Origin of the sequence: Aureimonas sp. AU4, from assembly GCF_001463765.1 — a bacterium.
GTDB lineage: Bacteria > Pseudomonadota > Alphaproteobacteria > Rhizobiales > Rhizobiaceae > Aureimonas.
The window spans coordinates 42,476-64,385 of sequence record NZ_BBWK01000030.1 but is presented as its reverse complement, the minus strand read 5'-3'; the positions used below and the strand labels follow the sequence as shown (position 1 = coordinate 64,385).

Sequence of the window (21,910 nt, the reverse complement as noted above, 5' to 3'; positions counted from 1 at the left end):
GAGAGAAACGCGGATGGCACCCATTCTGGAGATGCGAGGCATCACCAAGACGTTTCCGGGCGTCAAGGCGCTCGACAACGTCAACCTGACCGTTCAGACCGGCGAGATCCATGCGATCTGCGGCGAGAACGGGGCCGGCAAGTCGACCCTCATGAAGGTCCTGTCCGGCGTCTACCCGCATGGCAGCTACGAGGGCGACATCGCCTATGACGGGCAGGTTCGCGCCTTCCGCGACATCCGCGACAGCGAGCATGCCGGTATCATCATCATCCATCAGGAGCTGGCCCTCGTGCCGCTCCTGTCGATCGCCGAGAACATCTTCCTCGGCAACGAGGTGTCGCGCGGCGGCGTGATCGACTGGGACGAGGCGCACCGGCGGGCGGCCGAGCTTCTGAAGCAGGTCGGCCTGAACGAGTTGCCGACCACGCTCATCAAGGACATCAGCGTCGGCAAGCAGCAGCTCGTCGAGATCGCCAAGGCGCTCTCGAAGAAGGTGCGGCTCCTGATCCTCGACGAGCCGACCGCCTCGCTCAACGAGCGTGACAGCCAGGCGCTTCTCGACCTCCTTCTGGAGTTCAAGAAGAAGGGCCTGACCTCGATCATGATCAGCCACAAGCTGAACGAGATCAGCCGCGTCGCCGACTCGATCACCGTGATCCGCGACGGCTCCACGGTCTCGACGCTGGACTGCTCGAAGGGCGTCAGCGAGGACCAGATCATCCGCGACATGGTGGGCCGCCAGCTCGACGACCGCTATCCCCCGCGCGACCCCAAGATCGGCGAAGTCCTGTTCGAGGTCCGCAACTGGAACGCCTACCACCATCTCAACACGCAGCGGCAGATCGTGAAGGACGTGTCCTTCAACGTGCGCCGGGGCGAGATCGTGGGCATCGCCGGCCTGATGGGCGCGGGGCGCACCGAGCTCGCCATGAGCGTCTTCGGCCGCTCCTACGGGCGCAACATCTCGGGCGAGGCCCTGATGAAGGGCAAGCCGGTCGACGTCTCCTCGATCCCGAAGGCGATCGACGCGGGGCTCGCCTACGTCACCGAGGACCGCAAGCAGCTCGGCCTGATCCTGGAAGAGGACATCCGGCAGAACATCACGCTGGCGAACCTGCCGGGCGTCGCCAAGGGCGGCGTGATCGACGCCGACCGCGAGCGGGGCATCGCCGAGGACTACCGGCGCAACCTGCGCATCCGCTCCTCCGGCATCTTCCACAAGACGCTGAACCTGTCGGGCGGAAACCAGCAGAAGGTTGTCCTGTCCAAGTGGCTCTTCTCGAACCCCGAGCTCCTGATCCTCGATGAGCCGACGCGCGGCATCGACATCGGCGCCAAGTTCGAGATCTACACCATCATCGAGCGCCTGGCCTCCGAGGGGAAGGGCATTCTCATGATCTCGTCGGAGATGCCGGAACTGCTCGGCATGTGCGACCGAATCTACGTGATGAACGAAGGCCGATTCGTGGCCGAAATGGCGAGGGGCGAGGCGACGCAGGAGAGCATCATGCGCGCCATCATCCGCTCCGCAGGAAGGAACGCCGCATGAGCATCAAGACCTTCGATGCGCCGCAGAAGGCCGGTGAAGGAGCGGGCGCGAGCCTCGACTACTTCAAGAGCCACCTGCGCGAATACGGAATGCTGGTGGCGCTGGTCGCCATCATCATCTTCTTCGCCGCCTATTCGGCCGCGACGGGGCGCCCGACCTTCGTGTCGGCGTCGAACCTGACCAACCTGTTCCTCCAGAACAGCTACGTCATCGTCATGGCGATCGGCATGCTGCTGATCATCATCACCGGCCATATCGACCTGTCGGTCGGCTCGGTGGTCGGCTTCGTCGGTGCGGCGGGCGCGGTGCTGATGGTGCTCTACGGGGTGCCGGTGCCGATCGCCTGCCTGATCTGCCTCGCGCTCGGCGCGCTGATCGGCGCGGTGCAGGGCTACTTCGTCGCCTTCCTGCGCATCCCGTCCTTTATCGTGACGCTGGCTGGCATGCTGGTCTTCCGCGGCCTGACCTTCATGCTGCTCGGCAGCTCGTCGTCGATCTCGCCGATCCCGGCCTCGCTGCGCGCGCTCTCGACCGGCACGATCCCCGACCTCGTTCCGGCCTTCGGCCTCCAGAACGCGACGACGCTGATGATCGCGGTGGTGCTGGCCGCCGCCTTCGCGGTGTTCGCCTTCGTGGGACGCGCCCGCAAGGCCAAGGTGCGCCCGGTGGACGAGCCCTTCGCCTTCTTCGTCGGCCGCGTCGCGCTGGTCTCGGTCGCGCTCCTTTATATCGGCTATCTCCTTTCGACCAATCGCGGCCTGCCGAACGTCCTGATCCTGATGGCGCTCCTGATCGCGATCTACGCCTTCGTGACCGCGCGCACTACGATCGGTCGCCGCGTCTACGCGGTCGGCGGCAACGAGAAGGCGGCCAAGCTCTCGGGCGTGAAGACCGAGCGGATCGTCTTCCTCGCCTTCGTCAACATGGGCGTCCTCGCCGCGATCGCGGGCCTCGTCTTCTTCGCCCGCGTCGGCTCGGCCACCGCCAAGAACGGCACGGGCCTCGAGCTCGACGTCATCGCGGCCTGCTTCATCGGCGGCGCCTCGGCCTATGGCGGCGTCGGCAAGGTGATGGGCGCGGTGATCGGCGCCTTCATCATGGGAGTGCTGAACATGGGCATGCAGAGCGCCATGCAGCTGTCGATCGACTACCAGCAGCTGGTGAAAGGCCTCGTGCTGCTCGCCGCCGTCTGCTTCGACGTCTACAACCGCAACAAGGCCTGACGCGTCTAGCGCCAGCGCGAACGGGAGGGGCGTCGGCGCGGCCGGCGCCCCTTTTTCGTCGGGGAATACCTGATAAACGAAGTCAGGATTTTTGCTTGGAGCTTCCTCGTGCCCCGCAGCCTCGCCACCGTCCCGACCGAGCACGCCAGCCGCTACCTCCAGCAGCTCTGCAAGCACTGGGCACACAAGTTTCCCGTGGAGTTCACGCCTGAGGCGGGCACGATCGACCTGCCGGCCGGCCGCACCGCATTGCGAGCCGACGCCGCGGCGCTGAGCATCGCGATCACGGCCGGGGAGGGCGGCGATCTCGACCGGCTGGAAACGGTGGTCGCCGATCACATCCAGCGCTTCGCCTTCCGCGAGGAGCTCCGCTTCGACTGGCGCCGCGAGGCCTGACCCGTCAGGAGCCGCCGGATCGCTGCAGAAGGCCGCGATAGATTTCGTCGTCGTCGCACAGGCCGGCCAGGCGGCCGAGATCGTCGACGAGAAGGATCGGGTGGTGGGTCCGCCGCTTCAGCGCGATCGCCGCACGCAGGCGCAGATCGACGGGCGCGACCACCACGTCGCAGGCTCCCTCCACCGCCCCGTCTTCCGCGCGCGCCCGCCCGAGCCGCGCCGTGTCCCCGTCGATGCGCACGGCGGTCGGCCGGTCGCTTTCGTCCACCGCCAGACGCACGCGCCCCGCCTCGTCCAAGAGAAGCTCGCCGCCCTCGCGCCGCAGTGCGTGGGCGGGCCGCATCAGGGCGGCCCCGCGCAGTACGTTGAGCGGGTTCACGTGGCGCACGAACTCGGCGACATAGGGTGTCGCGGGCGAGAGAAGGATGTCCTCCGCGCTGCCGGCCTGCACGATGCGTCCGTCTTGCATGATGGCGATGCGGTTGCCGAGCTTCATCGCCTCGTCGAGGTCGTGGCTGACGAAGAGGATGGTCTTGCGCAGCGTCTTCTGCAGATCGAGGAGCTCGTCCTGCAGCTTGGTGCGGATCAAAGGGTCGAGCGCCGAGAAGGGCTCGTCCATCAGGAGGATCGGGGCGTCGGTCGCAAACGCACGAGCGAGGCCGACGCGTTGCTGCATGCCGCCGGACAGCTCGTGGGCGTACTTGTCGCCCCAGGCCGCGAGCCCGACCATGGCGAGCTTCTCGTCCACCACGCGCCGCCGCTCCGCCGTGCCGACGCCCTGGAGCTCGAGCCCGAGGCCGGCATTCTCGCGCACCGTGCGCCAAGGCAGCAGGCCAAACTGCTGGAACACCATGGAGACGGTGTGGGTGCGCAGCGCCCGCAACGTGCGCGGGTCGCAGCGCGCGACATCCACCGGCCGTCCCTCGTGGCTGACCAGCACCTCGCCGCGCGCCACCTCGTTCAGCCCGTTCACGGCGCGCAGGATCGTGGACTTGCCCGACCCCGACAGCCCCATGAGGACGCAGATCTCGCCGGGCTCGACGCGGAACGAGACGCCGGCCGCGCCCAGCACGACGTCGGTCCGGTCGAGGATGCGCGCGCGGTCGGCGCCGCCGTCCAGAAGCCGCAACGCGCCCGCCTGGTCGCGCCCGAAGAGGATGTCGACGCCGCGAAACTCGATCGCCGGCAACCCGGTCGCCCCGCTCACGCGCCGCGCTCCCGGCGCACCGCGCGCCGCGCTTCCGGCCGCTTGCAGATGCGGTCGAGGAGGATGGCGAGGATCACGATCGCGAGCCCCGCCTCGAAGCCCATGCCGATGTTCACCGTGTTGAGCGCGCGCACCACCGGCTTGCCGAGCCCGTCGGCGCCCACCAGCGCCGCGATCACGACCATGGAGAGCGAGAGCATGATGCATTGCGTGACGCCGGCCATGATGGTGGGAAGCGCATGGGGCAGCTCGACCTTGAAGAGGAGTTGCCGGCGCGTCGCGCCGAAGGCGGCGGCCGCCTCGCGCAGCGCCGTCGGCACCGAGGACAGGCCGAGATAGGTGAGGCGGATCGGAGCGGGGATCGCGAAGATCACGGTCGAGATCAGGCCGGGCACCGCGCCGAGGCCGAACAGAACGAGGGTCGGGATGAGGTAGACGAAGGTCGGGATCGTCTGCATCAGGTCGAGAAAGGGCCGCAGCACCGTGTAGACCCAGGGGCGGTGCGCCGCCGCGATGCCGAGCGGCACGCCCACCACAACGCAGACCAGCGTGGCGCAGAATACCAGCGACAGGGTCTGCACCGTCTCGGTCCAGTAGCCGAGATTGATGATCAGGAGGAGCGACAGAATCGCGAAGGCGGCGAGCGCCACGGAGCGGTGCAGGAGATAGGCGCCCGCACCCACCAGCGCCACGAAGACGAGCGGGGGCACGAGTTCCAGTCCCGCCGTCAGCCCGTCGATCAGGCCGCCGAGCGCCAGCGAGACGGCGTCGAAGAAGCCCTGGCCGTGGGTCGTCAGGCCGTCAACCAGCCCGCGCAGCCAGAGGCCGAGGGGTATCTTGTGCTCCGTCAGCCAGTCGTACATGAGGCGCCTTGGATCGTGAGGGGAGGGCGGCGGATCGCGGCTCGTCAGCCCCCGAGCGCCGCCTCGACCGCCTCGGTGCCCGGCTTGCCGTCGAAGGTCGTCACGCCCTCGAGCCAGGGGCGCCACGCGTCGGGATGAGCCGCCAGCCAGGTCTTGGCGGCCACGCCCGCGTCCTTGCCGTCGTTGAGGATGGCGCCCATGATCTCGTTCTCCATGGGCAGCGAGAAGACGAGGTTCGACACGAGCTTGCCAAGGTTCGGGCAGTCCGTGGACAGGCCCTTGCGCGTCAGCGTGTAGATCGTCGCACCGCCGTAGTTCGGGCCGAACACCTCGTCGCCACCGGAAAGGTAGGAGATCTTGAAGTTCGCGTTCATCGGATGGGGCTCCCAGCCGAGGAAGACGATGGGCTTATCCTGCCGGGTCTGGCGCGCGACCTGGGCGAGCATGCCCTGCTCCGAGGATTCCACCAGCTCGAAGCCGCCGAGGCCGAACTGGTTCTTCTCGATCATGCCGAGGATGAGGCGGTTGCCGTCGTTGCCCGGCTCGATGCCGTAGATCTTGTTGTCCAGCTTGTCCTTGAAGCGCGCGATGTCGGCAAAGCTCGTGAGCCCGGCGTCGTAGAGCGCGGTGGGAACGGCGAGCGTGTATTTCGCGCCCTCGAGATTGGCGCGGATCACCTCGATCGAGCCGTCGTCGCGATAGGGCTTCAGGTCCGCCTCCATGGTCGGCATCCAGTTGCCGAGGAAGACGTCGATGTCGCGGTTCTTGAGCGAGGCGAAGGTGACGGGCAGGGCGAGGACGTCGGTGCGCGGCTCATAGCCGAGCGCCTTCAGGATGGTGGAGGCGGAGGCCGTGGTGGCCGTGATGTCGGTCCAGCCGACATCGGCGAAGCGCACCGCCCGGCAGCTGGCCGGCTCGGCGGCCCATGCTGCGGGTCCGCCCAGGAACGCGGCGGCAAGGGCGAGGGGAAGGGCGCGAGCGAGGCGGTTGGCGAGCATGCTGCGTGAGGTCCTTCAGGGCTTCGGAAGCGCGGAAGATACAGGAGCAGGCCGTCGATCGGGCGCACAATCGCACGATCTTGCCATCATTCGGGGGTCGGAAAGGCGGATTGTCAAGCATACGGGCTGAACGACCGTTCGAAGCCCGCCGCCATGTCGAACGGCGGCCTTTCGCGCAGGCAACCTGCCCGTATCCGATGCGTCCGGTGAGGAAAATCGGGGCAGCCGGCAGCACGTCCGCCTGTTCCAAGACGACGCAAGGCGAGCTGATTGAACGAACAATCAAGGAGCGGTAAGGTCGCGCCGTCCGTCAGGAGGTTTGAAGCATGAGCCGCAGCGCCGCCGCCGTTCGGAGCACGACCGAGGACCAGCGCCGCCGCCAGCTGGTGGACGCGACGATCCAGTCGCTCGCCGAGATCGGCTTCTCGGCCTCCAGCCTTGCCGAGATCGCGGGGCGGGCGGGCGTCGCGCCCTCGCTGGTCGCGCACTACTTCGGCGACAAGGACGGACTTCTGGAGGCGACGCTGCGCCATCTGGCGCGGCGCATCTCCGACGCGGCACGCCTGCGCCTGCGCCGGGCGGAGGGGCCGCGCGAGCGCATCCAGGCCGTGATCGACGCCAACCTTGCGGCCGAGGAGTTCGATGCGCGAACCTCGGCCGTCTGGCTCGCCTTCTGGGGGCAGGTCCCGCATTCGGCGCGGCTGAAGCGGGTGCAGCGCGTCTACCAGCGGCGCATGCTCTCCAACCTTGTGTTCGACCTGCGAAGCCTCGTCGCCCCGGAGGAGGCGCCGCGCATCGCGCAGGCGATCGCGGCGATCATCGACGGCCTCTGGCTGCGCGCCTCGCTGGCCGAGGTCGCCGAGACCGACAGCCTCGCCGCGCGTGCCACGGCGTCCGCCTTCACGGACGCGCAGATCGCGGGCGCGGCCCCCCGTCCCGCCGACCGCCCGCGTCGCGCGGCGCCGGGCCTGCGCCTCCTGACAAGCCATGTCGGCGGGGACTACGTGGCGGCCGGGTCCGACCCGCAGGTCTTTCAGACCCTCAACCCCGCGACCGGCGAGGTTCTGGCGGAGGTCGCGGTGGCAAACGCGAAGATCGTCGACCGCGCGGTGGCGGCGGCCGCCGAGGCCCAGCGCGGCTGGGGCGCGATGACCGGCACGGAGCGCGGACGCATCCTCATGCGCGTCGCCGCGCGGCTGCGCGAGCGCAACGAGGAGCTGGCGGTCCTGGAAGCCCGCGACACCGGCAAGCCGATCTCCGAGACGTCCACGGTGGACGTCCTGTCGGGTGCGGACTGCATCGAGTTCTTCGCGGGGCTCGCGGCCGGGCTGTCGGGCGACCACGTCGATCTCGGGCCCATGGCCTTCGGCTACACCCGGCGCGAACCGCTGGGCGTCGTCGCAGGGATCGGCGCCTGGAACTATCCCCTTCAGATCGCCTGCTGGAAGGCGGCACCCGCGCTGGCGGCTGGAAACAGCGTCGTCTTCAAGCCGGCCGAGCTGACGCCGCTGACCGCGCTGAAGCTTGCCGAGATCATGGACGAGTGCGGCCTGCCGAAGGGCGTCTTCAACGTCGTTCAGGGCGACGGCTCGACGGGTCGGCTCCTGTCGCGCCACCCCGGCATCGCGAAGATCTCGCTGACCGGCGAGGTCGGCACCGGCAAGGCCGTGATGCGGGACGCGAGCTCGACCCTCAAGCAGGTGACGCTGGAGCTCGGCGGCAAGTCGCCGCTCGTGGTCTTCGCGGACGCCGACCTCGGCGACGCGGTGGGCGGGGCGATGCTCGCCAACTTCTATTCCGCTGGCGAGGTCTGCTCCAACGGCACGCGCGTCTTCGTGCATGAGTCGGTACGCGAGGCCTTTCTCCAAAAGCTCGTCGCCCGTACCGAGGCGCTGCGCATCGGCGATCCGCTCGACCCGGAGACGCAGGTCGGCGCGCTGATCTCGGAAGCGCACATGCGCAAGGTCCTTTCCTATGTGGACGAGGGCGTGCGCGAGGGCGCCAAGCTCCTGTGCGGCGGCTCGCGCGTCACGGAGAGGGGCCTTGGCGCCGGCTTCTTCGTCGCGCCCGCGATCTTCGATGCGTGTGCCGATTCCATGCGCATCGTGCGCGAGGAAATCTTCGGACCCGTGATGACGGTCCTCTCGTTCCGGGACGAGGACGAGGTGGTTGCCCGCGCCAACGACACGCGCTTCGGCTTGGCCGCCGGCGTCTTCACGCGCGACCTCGCCCGCGCGCATCGCGTCGTGGCACGCCTCGAGGCCGGCACGACCTGGATCAACACCTACAACATCACGCCCATCGAGCTGCCCTTCGGCGGCGCCAAGGAATCCGGTCTCGGGCGCGAGAACGGCCGCGCGGCGCTGGAGGCCCATACCCAGGTGAAGAGCGTCTTCGTCAATCTCGGGCGCGTCGACGCGCCCTACTGAGTCCGGCCCGGCGCGCGCGCCGGGCGGGGTTCGGTTCTTTTATCCACGCGCCGTGCGAGCGGCCGGGCGGCGCGCCCGGCCCTGCGGGCGCCTTGGGGGAGCCGGCATGGAGATCGAGACCTTCGACTATGTCGTGGTGGGCGCGGGCTCGGCGGGCTGCGTGCTCGCCAACCGCCTTTCGGAGGACGGACGTTCGAGCGTGCTTCTTCTCGAGTTCGGCGGCTCGGACCGCTCGGTCCTGATCCAGATGCCGAGCGCGCTCTCGATCCCCATGAACATGCGAAAGTACAACTGGGGCTACAGTTCCGAACCGGAGCCCAATCTCGGCGGCCGGCGCATGAACGTGCCGCGCGGCAAGGTGCTCGGCGGCTCGTCCTCGATCAACGGCATGGTCTACGTGCGCGGCGCGCCGGCCGACTTCGACCGTTGGGAGCATGAGGGCGCGCGCGGCTGGAGCTATCCCGACGTGCTTCCCTATTTCCGCCGCGCTGAAAACCGCCAGAGCGGCGCGGACGACTACCGGGGCGGCGAGGGCGCGCTCCACACCTCCTACGGCACGCTGGAGAACCCCCTCTACCAAGCCTTCGTCGAGGCGGCCGCGCAGGCCGGCCATCCGACCAACCTCGACGTCAACGGCGGATCCCAAGAGGGCTTCGGGCGCATGGACATGACGGTCCACAAGGGCCGCCGCTGGTCCACCGCCAACGCCTACCTCAGGCCCGCGCTGAACCGCCCGAACCTCGTGGTGCGCACCGGGGCGCTGGTGGAGCGCGTCGTCCTGGAAGGGCGGCGCGCGGTCGGCGTCGCCTACCGCGTCGGTCCGCAGGCGCGCCTGGCGCGAGCGGGCCGCGAGGTCGTCCTGTCGGCGGGATCGATCAACTCGCCCAAGCTTCTGAAGCTGTCGGGCATCGGTCCGGCGGAGGAACTGCGCTCGCACGGCATTGCCGTCGCGCACGATCTGCAGGGCGTCGGCGAGAACCTGCAGGACCACCTGGAATTCTACTTCCAGGTCGCCTGCCGCGAGCCGATCACGCTGTTCCGCTCGACCGGAACGATCGCCAGGGGTCAGATCGGGGCACGCTGGCTCCTCACCAAGCGGGGCCTTGGCGCCACCAACCACTTCGAGAGCTGCGGCTTCATCCGCTCCTCGCCGGACGTGCCCTATCCCGACATCCAGTACCACTTCCTGCCGCTCGCCGTGACCTACGACGGCAAGGGACTGGCGAGCGAGCATTCCTTCCAGGCCCATGTCGGGCCGCTGCGCTCCAAGTCGAAGGGCCATGTGCGCCTCGCCTCCGCCGATCCGGCCGAGGCGCCGCGCATCCTCTTCAACTACATGAGCCATCCGGACGACTGGCGCGAGATGCGGGCCTGCGTGCGCCTGACGCGCGAGATCTTCCGCCAGCCGGCCTTCGACCGGTATCGCGGCCGCGAGATCGCGCCGGGCGAGGCGGTCCAGAGCGACGCCGAGATCGACGCCTTCGTCGAGCGGCACGTCGAGAGCGCGCTGCATCCCTCCTGCACCTGCCGCATGGGCGATCCCGGCGACCCGTCGACGGTGGTGGACCCAGAGGGCCGGGTCGTCGGCATCGATGCGCTGCGCGTCGTCGACTCCTCGATCATGCCGTCCATCACCTCGGGCAATCTCAACGCGCCGACCATCATGCTCGCCGAGAAGCTGAGCGACGCGATCCGCGGTCTCCCCCCGCTCGAGCGGGCGAGCGTTCCCTACCAGCGCGTGAGCTTCGACGCGCAGGCGGCCGAACCCCTGCCTGCGGAAGCCTGAAACGCAAGAACCCGGCCGTCTCCGGCCGGGTTCTTGCGAGAATGGGCGATGGCGTCAGGCCTGTCGCTTTCGCCTGCGGAACGTGTCGCGCAGGTTGTCCCAGAGTTCGATCTTGGCGCCGTTGCGCTTCATGATCACCGCCTGCTGCGTGATCGAGAGCGTGTTGTTCCAAGTCCAGTAGATCACGAGGCCCGCCGGGAACGAGGCCAGCATGAAGGTGAAGATCACCGGCATCCAGGTGAAGATCACCTGCTGGGCGGGATCGGGCGGCGTCGGGTTGAGCCGCATCTGGATGAACATCGTGATGCCCATCAGGATCGGCCAGACGCCGACCATCAGGAGATGGGGCAACGTCACCGGGATCAGGCCGAACAGGTTGAAGACGCTGGTCGGATCGGGCGCGGCGAGGTCCTGGATCCAGCCGAAGAACGGCGCGTGCCGCATCTCGATCGTGATGTAGAGAACCTTGTAGAGCGCGAAGAAGACCGGGATCTGGATGAGCACCGGCCAGCAGCCGGCCGCCGGATTGATCTTCTGCTCCTTATAGATCCGCATCATCTCCTGCTGCTGCTTCATCTTGTCGTCGGCGTATTTCTCGCGCAGCTCGGCGATCAGCGGCTGGGCCGTCTTCATCTTCGCCATCGACTTGTAGCTCTTCGAGGCGAGCGGGAAGAAGATGAGCTTGAGCGTGACCGTGACGAGCAGGATGGCGACGCCGAAGTTGCCGGTCAGACCGTAGAGGTGGTCGATGAACCAGAACATCGGCTTGGTGATGAAGAAGAACCAGCCCCAGTCGATCAACTGGCCGAAGCGCGGGATGTTCTGCGCTTCCTCGTAGTGGTTGATGAGGTCGACGACCTTGGCGCCCGCAAAAACGCGCGTCTGCAGGTCGAGCGTGGCGCCCGGCTGCACGGTGGCCGGGTCCGCCAGGTAGTCCGACTGGTAGAAGGCGCGTCCGTCGGCCGAGTAGCGGAAGCTCGGCTGGAAGGCGCCGTCGCCGGAGCTCGGCACGAGCGCCGTGGCCCAGTACTTGTCGGTGATGCCGAGCCAGCCCGAGGAGACCTTGGGCGGGTTGACGAGCTTCTCCTCCTCGATCGCGTGGTACTTGACCTCCTGGAGGCCGCTCTCGCCGAACACGCCGAGCAGGCCCTCGAACAGGACGTAGGCGGCGGCGACCTCGGGCTTGTTGAAGCGCACGACGCGGCCGTAGTTCGACAGCGTCACGGGCGCCGAACCGCCGTTCTGCACGCTGTCGGCGACCGAGAACATGTAGTTCTCGTCGACCGAGATCGTCCGGCGGAACGTGACGCCTTGCGCGTTCGTGAAGGTGAGGGTGACGGGCGTCTGCGGGGTCAGCGTCTGGCCAGCCTCGGCCTGCCAGACCGTCGCGGGACCCGGCAGGTCGCCGGCGCCCGCGCCGCTGTAGCCGAACTCGACGAAGTAGGCGGCCGTGCCCAGCGCCTCGGGCGATAGAAGGACGATCGTGGGCGAGGTGTCGTCCACGGTCTCGTGGTAGCTCTTGAGGCGAAGGTCGTCGAGGCGCGCGCCGGTCAGGTTGATCGACCCCGACAACTCGGGCGTGTCGATCGCGACGCGGCTGGTCGAGGCGAGCGCCGCCTCGCGCGACTGGCCGGTGATCGCCGCCGCGTCGGAGAGCGGGACCGTGCTCTCGCGGCCCGCGGGAGAGGTGGCCGGGTCCTGCGGCGTGCCGGCCGGCGTCAGCGGGGTCTGGAGCGAGCCTTGGGTTGTCTGGGTCGCGGCCTGCTCGCTCGCCACCCGCGGGTTCACCACGAGGAACTGCCAGCCCACCAGAACGGCGATGGACAAGACCATCGCGATCACGACATTCCGGCTGTTTTCCATCATTCGCTTCCAGGGCGCGGGGTTCGGGCGGACGGTTCCGCTAGCTGCGTCTTGCGCACGCGGCGCGCCAGTTCCCTCGACAGCACGTCGAAGGGAAGGGTGAGGATCTCGCGACGGGCGACGATCACATAGTCGAAGCCGCTCACCATGTCAGCCCCGGCATGGAGGCGGATCGCCTCGCGCAGCCGGCGGCGGATGCGGTTGCGCTCGACCGCGTTGCCGACCTTGCGGGTGATCGTCAGCCCGAAGCGCGGCGGAGCCTCGTCCGGCCGCTTCAGGGCTTCGATCAGGAAATGCGGGCCGTTCAGGCGCCGTCCACGCCGCACGGCGAGGAACTCGGCACGGTTTCGCAGAACCGCGGGCGGGCCCGCTCGCGAGGCTCCGGGCGGACCGGCCCGCCCTTGGGCGGAGTCCGGTTCCGTCCCGGCCTCGTGAGAAATCGTGATCAGGCCGAGAGGCGCTTGCGGCCGCGCGCGCGGCGGGCGGCGAGGACCTTGCGGCCGCCGACGGTCGCCATGCGGGAACGGAAGCCGTGGCGGCGCTTGCGGACGAGCTTGGAGGGCTGGTAGGTGCGCTTCATCTTGGGTCTTCCCGCCGGGTGCGGGCCTTGGTTGGGGGTCTGTCGGGAAACTGTTCGTCGCGGACGCACGAAACAGCCGCTCGGGTCACCCCCGAGCGACACGGCCACCGCTCATGGGCCGGCTTATACGGAGAGGCGCGGGCCAAAGTCAATTCCCGCTCCGGGCGCTCGCGCGGTGCCCTTCCGTTAGCCGTAACGAGCGGCATGGCGCCCGGCATGTCCCTTTCCCGGTGGGAAGAGCCGTCCGGGGGCTGGGCGGGCGGCCCGCGCTCGCCCATGTTGCCCTCGGGGCGGAACCATGCAGGGCCCGTGCGGAGGGCACGGGCGGGAAAGGGCGGCGACGTGAGCGTTGAGACCGAAGGTGAAGCGACGGAGCGGCCCGTTGCCGGTCCGGCCTTCGCCGACCGCTTGTCGGTCCGCCTCTTCACCGTCACGGTGCTTGCGGTGATGATCGCCGAGATCATGATCTTCGTGCCCTCGGTCGCCGCCTTCCGCCGCGAATGGCTCGAGGCCAAGCTCGAGGCGGTCTCGGTCGCGACGCTGGCCGCAAGCTTTGGCGAGGGCGGGTCGCTGCCGACCCCCGCCCAGGAGGCCGAGCTCCTCCACGCGCTCGGCGCGCGCCTCGTCGCGATCCGCGAATCGGGCACGACGCGGCTTCTCGCCCGCCAACCGGACCTCGGGTCCGTGGATCGCAAGGTGGACCTTGAACGCGAGACCGCGCTCGAATCGGTGGGCGAGGCCTTCGGCGTGCTCCTGTCGGACGGCTCGGGCCTCACCCGCCTCGTCGGGCCGGTCGGGGACGGACAGATCCGGGCGGAGATCGTGCTCGACACCGACGCGCTGCGCCGCGCGACGCTCCTCTATTCCCGCAACGTCTTCGCCCTGTCGCTGGCGATCGCCAGCTTCACCGGGCTCCTGGTCTTCGGGGCGATCAGCTGGTTCCTCCTGCGCCCCGTCGGCACCATGACGCGGGCCATGGTGCGCTTCGGCGCGCGGCCGGAGGATACGAGCCGCATCATCGTGCCGGGGCGCCGGCAGGACGAGCTGGGCCTTGCCCAGCGCGAGCTCGCCCGCATGCAGGAGACGCTCTCGCGAACCTTGCGGGAGCAAAGGCATCTGGCCGATCTCGGCCTCGCCGTCTCCAAGATCAACCACGACCTGCGCAACATCCTCGCCTCGGCCCAGCTCATCTCGGACCGCCTGTCCGACCTGCCGGACGCGCAGGTCCAGCGCTTCGCGCCGATCCTCATCCGCTCGCTCGACCGTGCGCTCGGCTACACGCAGTCCGTTCTCGACTACGGCAGGGCGACCGAGAAGCGGCCGAGCCTGCGCCGCGTCGCCCTTCGCCGCCTCGTGGACGAGGTGTTCGAGACGCAGCCCGCCGCGCCTGGCCGGGTCGATCTCGTGAATGCCGTGCCTGCCGGGATCGAGGTCGACGTCGATCCCGAGCAGTTCTTTCGCGTGCTCGCCAACCTCGTGCGCAACGCCATGCAGGCGCTGGAGGGGGAGACCGACGAGGCGGTGATCCGGCGCGTGCGGATCGACGCGGAGGAGCTTGGGGGAGGGGAGGCGGTGATCGGCGTCGAGGATACGGGTCCGGGCGTCTCGGCCGTGGCGCGCGAGAATCTGTTCCGCGCCTTTCGTGGCTCCACCCGCTCGGGCGGCACGGGGCTGGGTCTTGCCATCGCGCGCGAGATCGTCGAGGCGCATGGCGGCGTGATCCGCCTCGTCGAGCGTCGCGAACCGGGAGCTCGATTCGAGATCGCGCTCGCCCCCCGGCAGCCGTCCTTTGCCTGATCGCAGCCGCGCGGCGAGGCGCTCGCCCGCCCAAAACCCCTTCCACGCAAGGGCTTGGCAGGCCCCTCGAGGGAACCGGCCGGAAAGCGTCATCATCGGTTCATTTGCGGCTTGCATTCACCGGGCGAAGCCTTTAGGAACCCCCTCGTGACGGACACACAAGGCGACACCGCCTCGGTCCTCACCGGCGCCCGTAGCTCAGCTGGATAGAGCACCAGACTACGAATCTGGGGGTCAGAGGTTCGAATCCTTTCGGGCGCGCCATCCTAACACATCGAAACGTCTGCCCTTTCGGGCGAAGTAGTTGGCCTCGGTCGGGCTCCGCTTCGTGTTCGCTTCCGCTAGGGGCACGGTTCCCGGTTTGCTTGTGAGCCACGCCTGATCGCCGGCAGGCCGATACCCCTGCCGCCGCACGTCCGTCTCCACGCTTTCCATACGCTCTTCGATCGTAGGTGCGCCAGCGCGCAGTGCCTCGAGGCAGTGCCTCGAGATCGATGATATGAGCGCGAATGGACAACAACGGCGTCCATCACGAGGCCCGAGCGATGATGCCCCGTCCTGCCCATCAAGTTGCTAATCGATGTGCGCTCGCGTTCCCAGCGATGCCGCCACGTCGCCGAGGTCGCGAACCGCGTTCGCAGCGGCTGCGCAAGGCCTGATTGCGGATCTGAGCCTGCCGTGAGCGACCCGTTGATTCAGGTCGTCCCGCAAGGTGATCAGGTCGGTCGAAACAAACGGAATGGCAGCGTTGCGGCCTCACGGTTGGTTCCGATGCAAAATCGGCGTTCCACCGACGTGAGCTGTAGAGGCCCGGCAGCCCTCAGCCCGCGTCTTCTCCCGACTCGCACGAGAGCGAAATGTGACGCGTGCCCCGGCCGAGCGAATGCGTGGCCGTCCTGATCACGAAAAACCCGCCAACGCCGGAGCCGTCATGGCCCCACGGTTCCCTGGAACTCACATGCGCCGAGGCGCCGCGCTCGCTTGGGCGGCAGCCGCCGATCGGCGTGCCGGCACCACTGGCTGCCTGCAGCTCTCAGCGCTCGTCTCAGGCTGTCCGCCTCGTTCAACGATGCCAGCTCAATCCTGCCACGATGCGGGGCGGCACGCCCGTGTCGTTCGCGGGACGCGTCGTCAAGGTCGGCGCCAATGGCGTGTCGCGGTCGAGCATCTCCTCCAGAACCATGGCAATGTCCCTCAGCCGCCCGGCGTCCAGTCGCTTTCCGACATCTTCGCTGGGCGTGAGCGAAGCAAGCCGCAAATCAAGAATCATCGTGGTCAGGTCGATGCGGGTTTGATGATCCACTCATCACTCCTGTTTCGTGAGGCTGACTGACGGATCGGGGATGCCCCGCCCCTACGATCAACCTCATCCGGTTTCCGAAGCGTTGCCGTTTCATAGGTCACGGGTCGCGGCAAAGGGCTCGCAAACGTCTTTCCTGGTCAAAATCGAGTGCGAACGCGGGAAATCGGATCTGCCATGTTCGAAGCGTCGGCACGCCTCGTTTGTCGCGGCTCCGCTCGGCATTCACGCGCGAACCCATGCGCGGCGGGCCGTCCCCGATCGCTCGCGATCCCCGAGGCATCGGCCTCCATGCGACCTGTATCGGCACGCCTGGCGATCAGGACGGCGATCCGCGCGGCATCAGCATGAGGATGCGGAACGACCGTTCAGGCGCGCGGCTTTGCGTCGACGACGACGAGGGGGTCGATATGACGAAGGTTCTCTCCCCGGCTGTAGTCCGAGGCTTCGCCGCCATGCCTTCGGTGCGCGGTTCCCGGTGTCACGCCATGCTGTTCAGGAAGCACGACGGACTGCGCATCAGGGGAGGGGCGGGAGCGCCGAAGCCATGCCGCATCGGCAGGGCGGGGGGCAGGGGGGAACCGCCTCTCGGTCGGGACGGGTGACGTCTGGAGCGCCGCCGCCATCCGCTGTCCGGATGCCGGCGGCGTCGTTCGTCAGTCCGACTCGGAGGGCGTCCGGCGCTCGGCCGCGGCATCGGCCGCCGTCACGGCTGCAGCCTTGTTTCCCCAGGCGCTGCGCACGAAGGTCGCGAGCGCGGCGACCTCCTCGTCCGACAGGCGTCCGGCGAAGCCCGGCATGCGCAGCTTCTGCGGGGCCGTGATCGTCGAGGGCATCTCGGCGCCGAAGAGGATGGCGTGGACGAGGCCCGTGGCGAGCGGCGCGTTGACGGTGGAGTTGCCCGCCAGCGCCGGGAAGACGTTGGGCGCGCCGCGACCGTCGGTGAAGTGGCAGGCGTTGCAGTTGTCCATGTAGAGGCGCGCGCCGAGCGGCAGGTCGGGCTTGGCCTCGGTGAGAAGCCTGGCGGTGGCGTCCGTGCTGCCGCTCGCGGCCGCCGCATCGAGTCGCGCCACCGTGCCGCCCTTCTGGTCGTCCACAGCGGCCGCCTTCGCGCCGCCCGCACCACCGGTACCGATGGAGCAGATGTAGCTGACCATCGCGTCGGCATCCTCGTTGGTGAGGTACTGGAGCGAGTCGGCGACGACGAGCTTCATCTCGCCCGCAACCCCCGCATGGGCGTTTCGGCCCGACACGAGGTAGCGCTTCAGCTCGTCCGCCGACCAGCGCTGGGGACCGCTTTCGGGGCCGCGCAGGTCATGCGCGGTCCAGTTGTCGATCGCGCCGCCGCTGAGGAAGGCAGGGTCGCTGCCCTCGGTGCCGTCCTGCGCCATGAAGAGGTTGCGCGGGCTGTGGCAGGCGGCGCAGTGGCCGGGACCCTCCACCAGATACTCGCCGCGCTTCAGCGTCTCGTCCTGCGATTCCGCGCGGAAACCGGGCGCGTCCAGCGCCATCCAGTTCCAGAGGCGGATGCCCCAGCGCTGGTTGAAGGGGAACTTCAGCGAGGTGACCTCGACCGCGTTGTCGACCGCCGGCACCTCGTTCATGAAGTAGCCGTACATCGCCCGGATGTCGGCTTCCGAGAGCTTGCGGTAGTTCTCGTAGGGCATGGCGGGATAGAGATGCACGCCGCCCCTGCCGATGCCGTCGACCAGCGCCGCGCGGAACTCGTCGAGCGTCCAGCCGCCGATGCCGCTCTTGGCGTCGGGCGTGATGTTGGACGAGTAGATCGTGCCCATCGGGCTGCGGATCTCGCGGCCGCCGGCAAAGGGCTGGCCACCGTCGGCGGTGTGGCAGGCGGCGCAGTCCGCCATCTGCGAGGCGTATTCGCCCGCGCCCTTCGGCGCGGTCCAGTCGGCCGCCAGAACGGGCCCGAGCTTGTCGGCCGGGGTCAGCTGCGGCGGCACGAAGATGATGGCGAGGAGCGCCGCGACGCCCGCGACCACGAGAACGCCGAGGATCTTAAGGAAGGTCTTCATGAGTCCGGTCCTCAAGCCAGCGGCCGCGGGTTCGGCAGGTAATCCTTGCGGATCGCCTCGGCCGCCCAGTAGGCGAGGCCGCCGACGGCGCCGGTCGGGTTGTACTGCGTGTTCTGCGGGAAGGCGGAGGCGCCCATCACGAAGACGTTGTGCGCGTCCCAGCTCTGGAGGTAGCGGTTGAGCACCGAGGTGTTCGGGTCGGTTCCCATGACGGCGCCGCCGACATTGTGCGTCGTCTGGTAGGGGCGCACGTCGTACATGGCGCCCTCCTGCTTGTAGGCGGACTGCATGATCTCGGGCGACAGGCTGCGGCCGATCTCCTCGATCTTGCCCTTCATGAACTGCGACATGCGGATGTCGTTGGGCTGCCAGTTGAACGTCATGCGCATCATCGGCCGGCCGTACTTGTCGGTATAGGTCGGGTCGAGGTCGAGATAGACGTTGCGATACGACATGCACGAGCCGTGCGAGCCGATCGACATGGAGTGGCCGTACCACTCCGCCACGCCCTTCTTCCAGCCCGCGCCCCACTTGGGGGTCTCGGCGGGCATGGCGATGCTGGCGATGGGGCGGCCGTTCGAGGTGCCCGACGAGATGTAGCTGCCGCCGATGAAGCCCTCCTTGCGGAAGTCGATCTGGCCGATGCCGAAGTCGTCGATCGTGACGCCGTTCGAGCCCGTTCCGATGAAGGGGTTGAACTCCTTGTCCTTGAAGAACAGCGTCGTGCCGCCGTTCATCTGGTAGGCGTAGTTGCGCCCCACCACGCCCGTGCCCGCGACCGGGTCGTAGGGCGTGCCGATCTCAGACAGAAGGAGAAGGTGGACGTTGTGCAGCGAGTAGGCCGCCACGATCACGAGGTCGGCCGGCTGGAAGACCTCCTCCTGCGCCTTCTCGTCGAAGTAGGTGACGCCGGTGGACGTCTTGCCGTCGGGGGCCTTCTCGATGCGCAGCACCTCGCATTGAGTGCGGTACCGGAAGTTCGGCTTGCGCTTGAGGGCGTCGAGGACACAGACCTGCGGCGAGGACTTCGAGTAGTTCAGGCAGCCGAAGCGCTCGCAGAAGCCGCAGAAGTTACAGGGGCCGAGGCTCATCCCGTATTCGTTGGTGTAGGCCTGCGAGGCGTTGGCGGCCGGTCGTGTGAAGGGGTGGTAGCCCATGGCCTTCGTGGCCTCGCGGAAGAGCGAGGCGTCGTAGGTGTTGGGCAGCGGCGGCATCGGATAGTCGCGCGAGCGCGGCCCCTCGAACGGATTGCCGCCCTCGATGATCCGGCCGTTCAGGTTGCCGGCCTGGCCGGAGATGCCGGCCATGTACTCGAACCGGTCCATGTAGGGCTCGAGCTCGGCATAGGTGACGCCCCAGTCCTGGATCGTCATGCCTTCCGGGATCATGTCGGCGCCGAAGTTCTCCTCGACATGCGAACGCAGGACGAACTCGCACTCCATGGGACGCCAGTTCAGGCCGTTCCAGTGGATGCCCGCGCCGCCCACTCCGTTGCCCGGCAGGAAGGAGCCGAGCTGGCGATAGGGCAGGGCCGTCTCGTCGAGCGTGCGGCGGATCGTGACGGTGGAATCGCGGGGCTTCTGCATGAAGCCCATGCGGATGCCGTATTTCAGCTCATCGATGACGTTGGGGTACTGGAAGTCGGGAACCGTGTCGCGGTCCTCGCCGCGCTCCAGCGCCAGGATCTCAAGACCCTCGTTGGCCAGCTCCATGCCGAGGATGGAGCCGGTCCAGCCGAGACCGATGATGACGACGTCCTTCTTGGGATCGGTGCGCGCCATGGTTCAGGCCCTCTCGCCGGAGATGGAGACGGGGCCCAGCGGGTAGGCGACGTTGTGCTTGTTGACCCATTCGAGGTAGCTGCCGCGCGCGCCCGGGAAGCCGATATAGGTCCAGGCCTGCATGCGGTGGTTGCCGCCGTAGATCGGGTCGGCGAAGTAGCCCTCGCGCGTGTTCTGCCAGAGGATCGCGAAGAAGTCGCGGATCTTCGGTTCGAGCTTGGGCTCGTTCTTCTCGAGGGCCGCGAGCGCGGCGTCCTGCTTGGCCGCGTCGAGCTCGGCGAAGGCGCCGCCCTGGTTGTCGCGGCACCAGCCGTCGAAGACGGGGATCGCCTGGCGGTAGATCTCGGCTGGCGTCAGCGGCGTCTGGTAGCCGAGGCGCGGGTCGGCGGCGGGATCGTGCGGCCCGGCCATGTACCAGTCCGCCGCGCGGCCGAAGTCGCCCGCAAGCTGCCGGTCGATGAACACGGGAACGCGCGTCTCGATCGCGCCGGGCCCCTCGCCGTCGGAGGGGATCAGCCGGGCGCAGGCCGCCATCACGAAGCGCCACTCCTCGGGCTGGAAGAACTCGGCCTTGTAGGCGTCGAGGGGCGGCGGCTCGGGAAGCGGCTGGGCCTGCGTCGGCATGGCGAGCCCTGCCAGCGTCGCCGTCGCGGCCGAAGCCTTGAGGAAGGTTCGGCGGGATGGGCGCCCGGGAAGGTCGGTCATTGTGTATCAGCTCTTGTCATCTTCGCCGTCGCCGACGGCTCTCGGCCGACGCGATCCTTGGCTGGGAAAATTCTAAGGTGGAGTGAAAATATGGGCAACCATATTTCCGTGGCGGCCTTCCAGAAGATGAATATTCCCCGATCGCGCGACGCGCGTGGTCGGGAACGCGACCCAGACCGCCGCGATCGCCCTTCCGGCGTTCGCGCGGCAGACTGAAGGAATGCATCATGAGATACGTTGTCGGATTGGCCGCGCTCGCGGTCGCCCTCGCGGCGCCGGCACTGGCCCAGACCACGCCCGTGACCTCCAGCGGATCCGCTTCCTCGACACCTGCCGACGGAGCCGAAGAGGTATTGCCCGCGCCCTCCGGCGGAACGTCGGGAACCGTGGAACTACCCGGCGGCGGCACGGTCACCGAGAGCCGCCCGGCCGCCGAACAGGCGGGGCAGGGTGGGCGGGCGACCGGCCAGGGTTCGGACTCGTCCGGCAACCGCCCGGCGGAGGCCTCGACCGGCAACCCCCCAGCCAAGCCGAACTGACCCCGCGAGGGCGGCGCGGCTCGGCTAGACCGTGCGCAGAACGCGCGAGGCGTCGATCACCCGCCGCAGTTCCCGGCCGGCGATACTGCGAGCGTCACCCAGCGCACGCACCGCCGTCATGTGGTCCTCACCTGGCAGGACCAACCGGCGCGTCGCCGCTCCTCCGGTTCCGAGATGCTTGGCGAGCTGCGCCGCCTGCTCGTGGAACGGCGCGGTTTCGTGTTCGCCCACGAGCAACGACACGGATGCGTCGGCGCGCAGCCGCCTGCGCAGCGGCGACCATCGTTCCACCTCCTCATCCGTCAGCCCGATCAGGTCGTGCAGGAACGAGGTGCGCAGAGGGGCGAGGTCGTAGACGCCGCTGAGCAGCAGCGCCGACGCGACGCGCATCCCGGCCGCGTCTGGATCGAGCAGCCAGCAGCACAGGTGCGCGCCCGCCGAATGGCCACTGACGGAAAGAGCCGTTGCGTCGCCGCCGAAGCGCCAGATCTCGGTTGCGACCCAGCGGGCCGCGCGACGCACCTCGTCGACGATCCGATCCATGCGCGCGTGCGGCATGAGATCGTAGCCGATCACCACGGCGATCGCGCCCGCCTCGACCACCGTCTCCGCCACGAACGAGAAGTCCTCCTTGGCGAACATGCGCCAGTAGCCCCCGTGCACGAAGACGTGGACGGGGGCGTCGGGACCCGGCTCCCTCGGCAGGAAGAGGTCCAGCCGCTCTCGCGGCGCCTTGCCGTATGGGATGTCCAGAACCGAGCGTTGCCGCGCGCGCGTGGTCGCGCTCCGGACCGCGTAGTCACGGACAATCTCGTCGAAGCGGGGAACATGGTCCCGCGTGCGGAACGGGTCCATGTT

General features: G+C 68.5%; 18 protein-coding genes, 1 tRNA gene and 1 pseudogene. 9 read left to right on the top strand and 11 right to left on the bottom strand.

The window, feature by feature from the left end:
- Positions 1–13: 13 nt before the first annotated feature.
- From mmsA to AUL35_RS10400, 3 genes are all read left to right on the top strand, one after another.
- Entirely contained in the window at positions 14–1,549 is a 1,536-nt protein-coding gene (gene mmsA, locus AUL35_RS10410) for a multiple monosaccharide ABC transporter ATP-binding protein (protein WP_062014568.1), read from the top strand.
- Entirely contained in the window at positions 1,546–2,772 is a 1,227-nt protein-coding gene (gene mmsB, locus AUL35_RS10405; protein WP_062014567.1) for a multiple monosaccharide ABC transporter permease, read from the top strand. Before mmsA ends, mmsB begins: the two co-directional genes overlap by 4 nt.
- A gap of 108 nt (positions 2,773–2,880) precedes the next feature.
- Positions 2,881–3,168, top strand: a complete 288-nt coding sequence (locus tag AUL35_RS10400) for a DUF2218 domain-containing protein (RefSeq protein WP_062014566.1) — start codon at positions 2,881–2,883, stop codon at positions 3,166–3,168.
- 4 nt (positions 3,169–3,172) lie between these two features.
- On the opposite strand, the gene choV is transcribed toward AUL35_RS10400, so the two are convergent.
- From choV to AUL35_RS10385, 3 genes are read right to left on the bottom strand one after another with little or no spacing between them, the layout of a single operon-like run.
- A complete protein-coding gene (gene choV, locus AUL35_RS10395; protein WP_062014565.1) occupies positions 3,173–4,357 on the bottom strand; it encodes a choline ABC transporter ATP-binding protein in 1,185 nt (394 codons plus the stop codon).
- A 14-nt stretch (positions 4,358–4,371) separates the two neighbouring features.
- Positions 4,372–5,238: a choline ABC transporter permease subunit gene (gene choW / locus AUL35_RS10390; protein ID WP_062014564.1), complete on the bottom strand. Its 867-nt coding sequence runs from the start codon at positions 5,236–5,238 to the stop codon at positions 4,372–4,374.
- Positions 5,239–5,282: 44 nt separating this feature from the next.
- A complete protein-coding gene (locus AUL35_RS10385; RefSeq protein ID WP_062014563.1) occupies positions 5,283–6,236 on the bottom strand; it encodes a choline ABC transporter substrate-binding protein in 954 nt (317 codons plus the stop codon).
- A gap of 326 nt (positions 6,237–6,562) precedes the next feature.
- Between AUL35_RS10385 and betI the strand changes: the two are divergent.
- The 3 genes and pseudogenes from betI to betA form a co-directional block, all read left to right on the top strand.
- A pseudogene (betI, locus tag AUL35_RS23145) lies at positions 6,563–7,147 on the top strand (transcriptional regulator BetI); the annotation flags it as partial.
- A 57-nt stretch (positions 7,148–7,204) separates the two neighbouring features.
- Complete coding sequence (betB, locus tag AUL35_RS10380) at positions 7,205–8,665, top strand: betaine-aldehyde dehydrogenase (protein WP_374754488.1); 1,461 nt, start codon at positions 7,205–7,207, stop codon at positions 8,663–8,665.
- Between the two features lie 106 nt (positions 8,666–8,771).
- Entirely contained in the window at positions 8,772–10,451 is a 1,680-nt protein-coding gene (gene betA / locus AUL35_RS10375) for a choline dehydrogenase (protein ID WP_062014562.1), read from the top strand.
- A gap of 54 nt (positions 10,452–10,505) precedes the next feature.
- Here betA and yidC read toward each other — a convergent pair whose 3' ends face one another.
- From yidC to rpmH, 3 genes are all read right to left on the bottom strand, one after another.
- The gene (yidC, locus tag AUL35_RS10370) at positions 10,506–12,314 is read right to left on the bottom strand and encodes a membrane protein insertase YidC (RefSeq protein ID WP_062014561.1); all 1,809 of its coding nucleotides are present in this window, start codon (positions 12,312–12,314) and stop codon (positions 10,506–10,508) included.
- Positions 12,314–12,667, bottom strand: a complete 354-nt coding sequence (gene rnpA, locus AUL35_RS10365) for a ribonuclease P protein component (protein WP_062014560.1) — start codon at positions 12,665–12,667, stop codon at positions 12,314–12,316. Before rnpA ends, yidC begins: the two co-directional genes overlap by 1 nt.
- Before the next feature lie 92 nt (positions 12,668–12,759).
- Positions 12,760–12,894, bottom strand: a complete 135-nt coding sequence (rpmH, locus tag AUL35_RS10360; RefSeq protein ID WP_062014559.1) for a 50S ribosomal protein L34 — start codon at positions 12,892–12,894, stop codon at positions 12,760–12,762.
- Between the two features lie 342 nt (positions 12,895–13,236).
- On the opposite strand from rpmH, the gene AUL35_RS10355 reads away from it, so the two are divergent.
- Together AUL35_RS10355 and AUL35_RS10350 are read left to right on the top strand one after the other, a co-directional pair.
- Positions 13,237–14,691 (top strand): HAMP domain-containing sensor histidine kinase, encoded by a 1,455-nt coding sequence (locus AUL35_RS10355; RefSeq protein ID WP_062014558.1) that lies wholly within the window; start codon positions 13,237–13,239, stop codon positions 14,689–14,691.
- 187 nt (positions 14,692–14,878) lie between these two features.
- Positions 14,879–14,955 (top strand) — tRNA-Arg (locus tag AUL35_RS10350).
- Between the two features lie 799 nt (positions 14,956–15,754).
- On the opposite strand, the gene AUL35_RS10345 is transcribed toward AUL35_RS10350, so the two are convergent.
- The 4 genes from AUL35_RS10345 to AUL35_RS10330 all read right to left on the bottom strand — a co-directional run bounded on the left by AUL35_RS10345 (position 15,755) and on the right by AUL35_RS10330 (position 20,513).
- Positions 15,755–15,994, bottom strand: a complete 240-nt coding sequence (locus AUL35_RS10345) for a hypothetical protein (protein WP_062014557.1) — start codon at positions 15,992–15,994, stop codon at positions 15,755–15,757.
- 653 nt (positions 15,995–16,647) lie between these two features.
- A complete protein-coding gene (locus AUL35_RS10340) occupies positions 16,648–18,027 on the bottom strand; it encodes a cytochrome c (protein WP_062014556.1) in 1,380 nt (459 codons plus the stop codon).
- Positions 18,028–18,038: 11 nt separating this feature from the next.
- Positions 18,039–19,808 carry a GMC family oxidoreductase gene (locus AUL35_RS10335; protein ID WP_062014555.1) on the bottom strand — a complete coding sequence of 590 codons (1,770 nt, stop codon included), beginning with the start codon at positions 19,806–19,808 and terminating at the stop codon, positions 18,039–18,041.
- A gap of 3 nt (positions 19,809–19,811) precedes the next feature.
- Entirely contained in the window at positions 19,812–20,513 is a 702-nt protein-coding gene (locus AUL35_RS10330; protein ID WP_062014554.1) for a gluconate 2-dehydrogenase subunit 3 family protein, read from the bottom strand.
- A gap of 227 nt (positions 20,514–20,740) precedes the next feature.
- On the opposite strand from AUL35_RS10330, the gene AUL35_RS22080 reads away from it, so the two are divergent.
- Complete coding sequence (locus tag AUL35_RS22080; RefSeq protein ID WP_156417931.1) at positions 20,741–21,052, top strand: hypothetical protein; 312 nt, start codon at positions 20,741–20,743, stop codon at positions 21,050–21,052.
- A gap of 24 nt (positions 21,053–21,076) precedes the next feature.
- Here the strand turns inward: AUL35_RS22080 and AUL35_RS10325 are convergent, their stop codons facing one another.
- Positions 21,077–21,907: an alpha/beta hydrolase gene (locus AUL35_RS10325; RefSeq protein ID WP_062014553.1), complete on the bottom strand. Its 831-nt coding sequence runs from the start codon at positions 21,905–21,907 to the stop codon at positions 21,077–21,079.
- Positions 21,908–21,910: the final 3 nt, after the last annotated feature.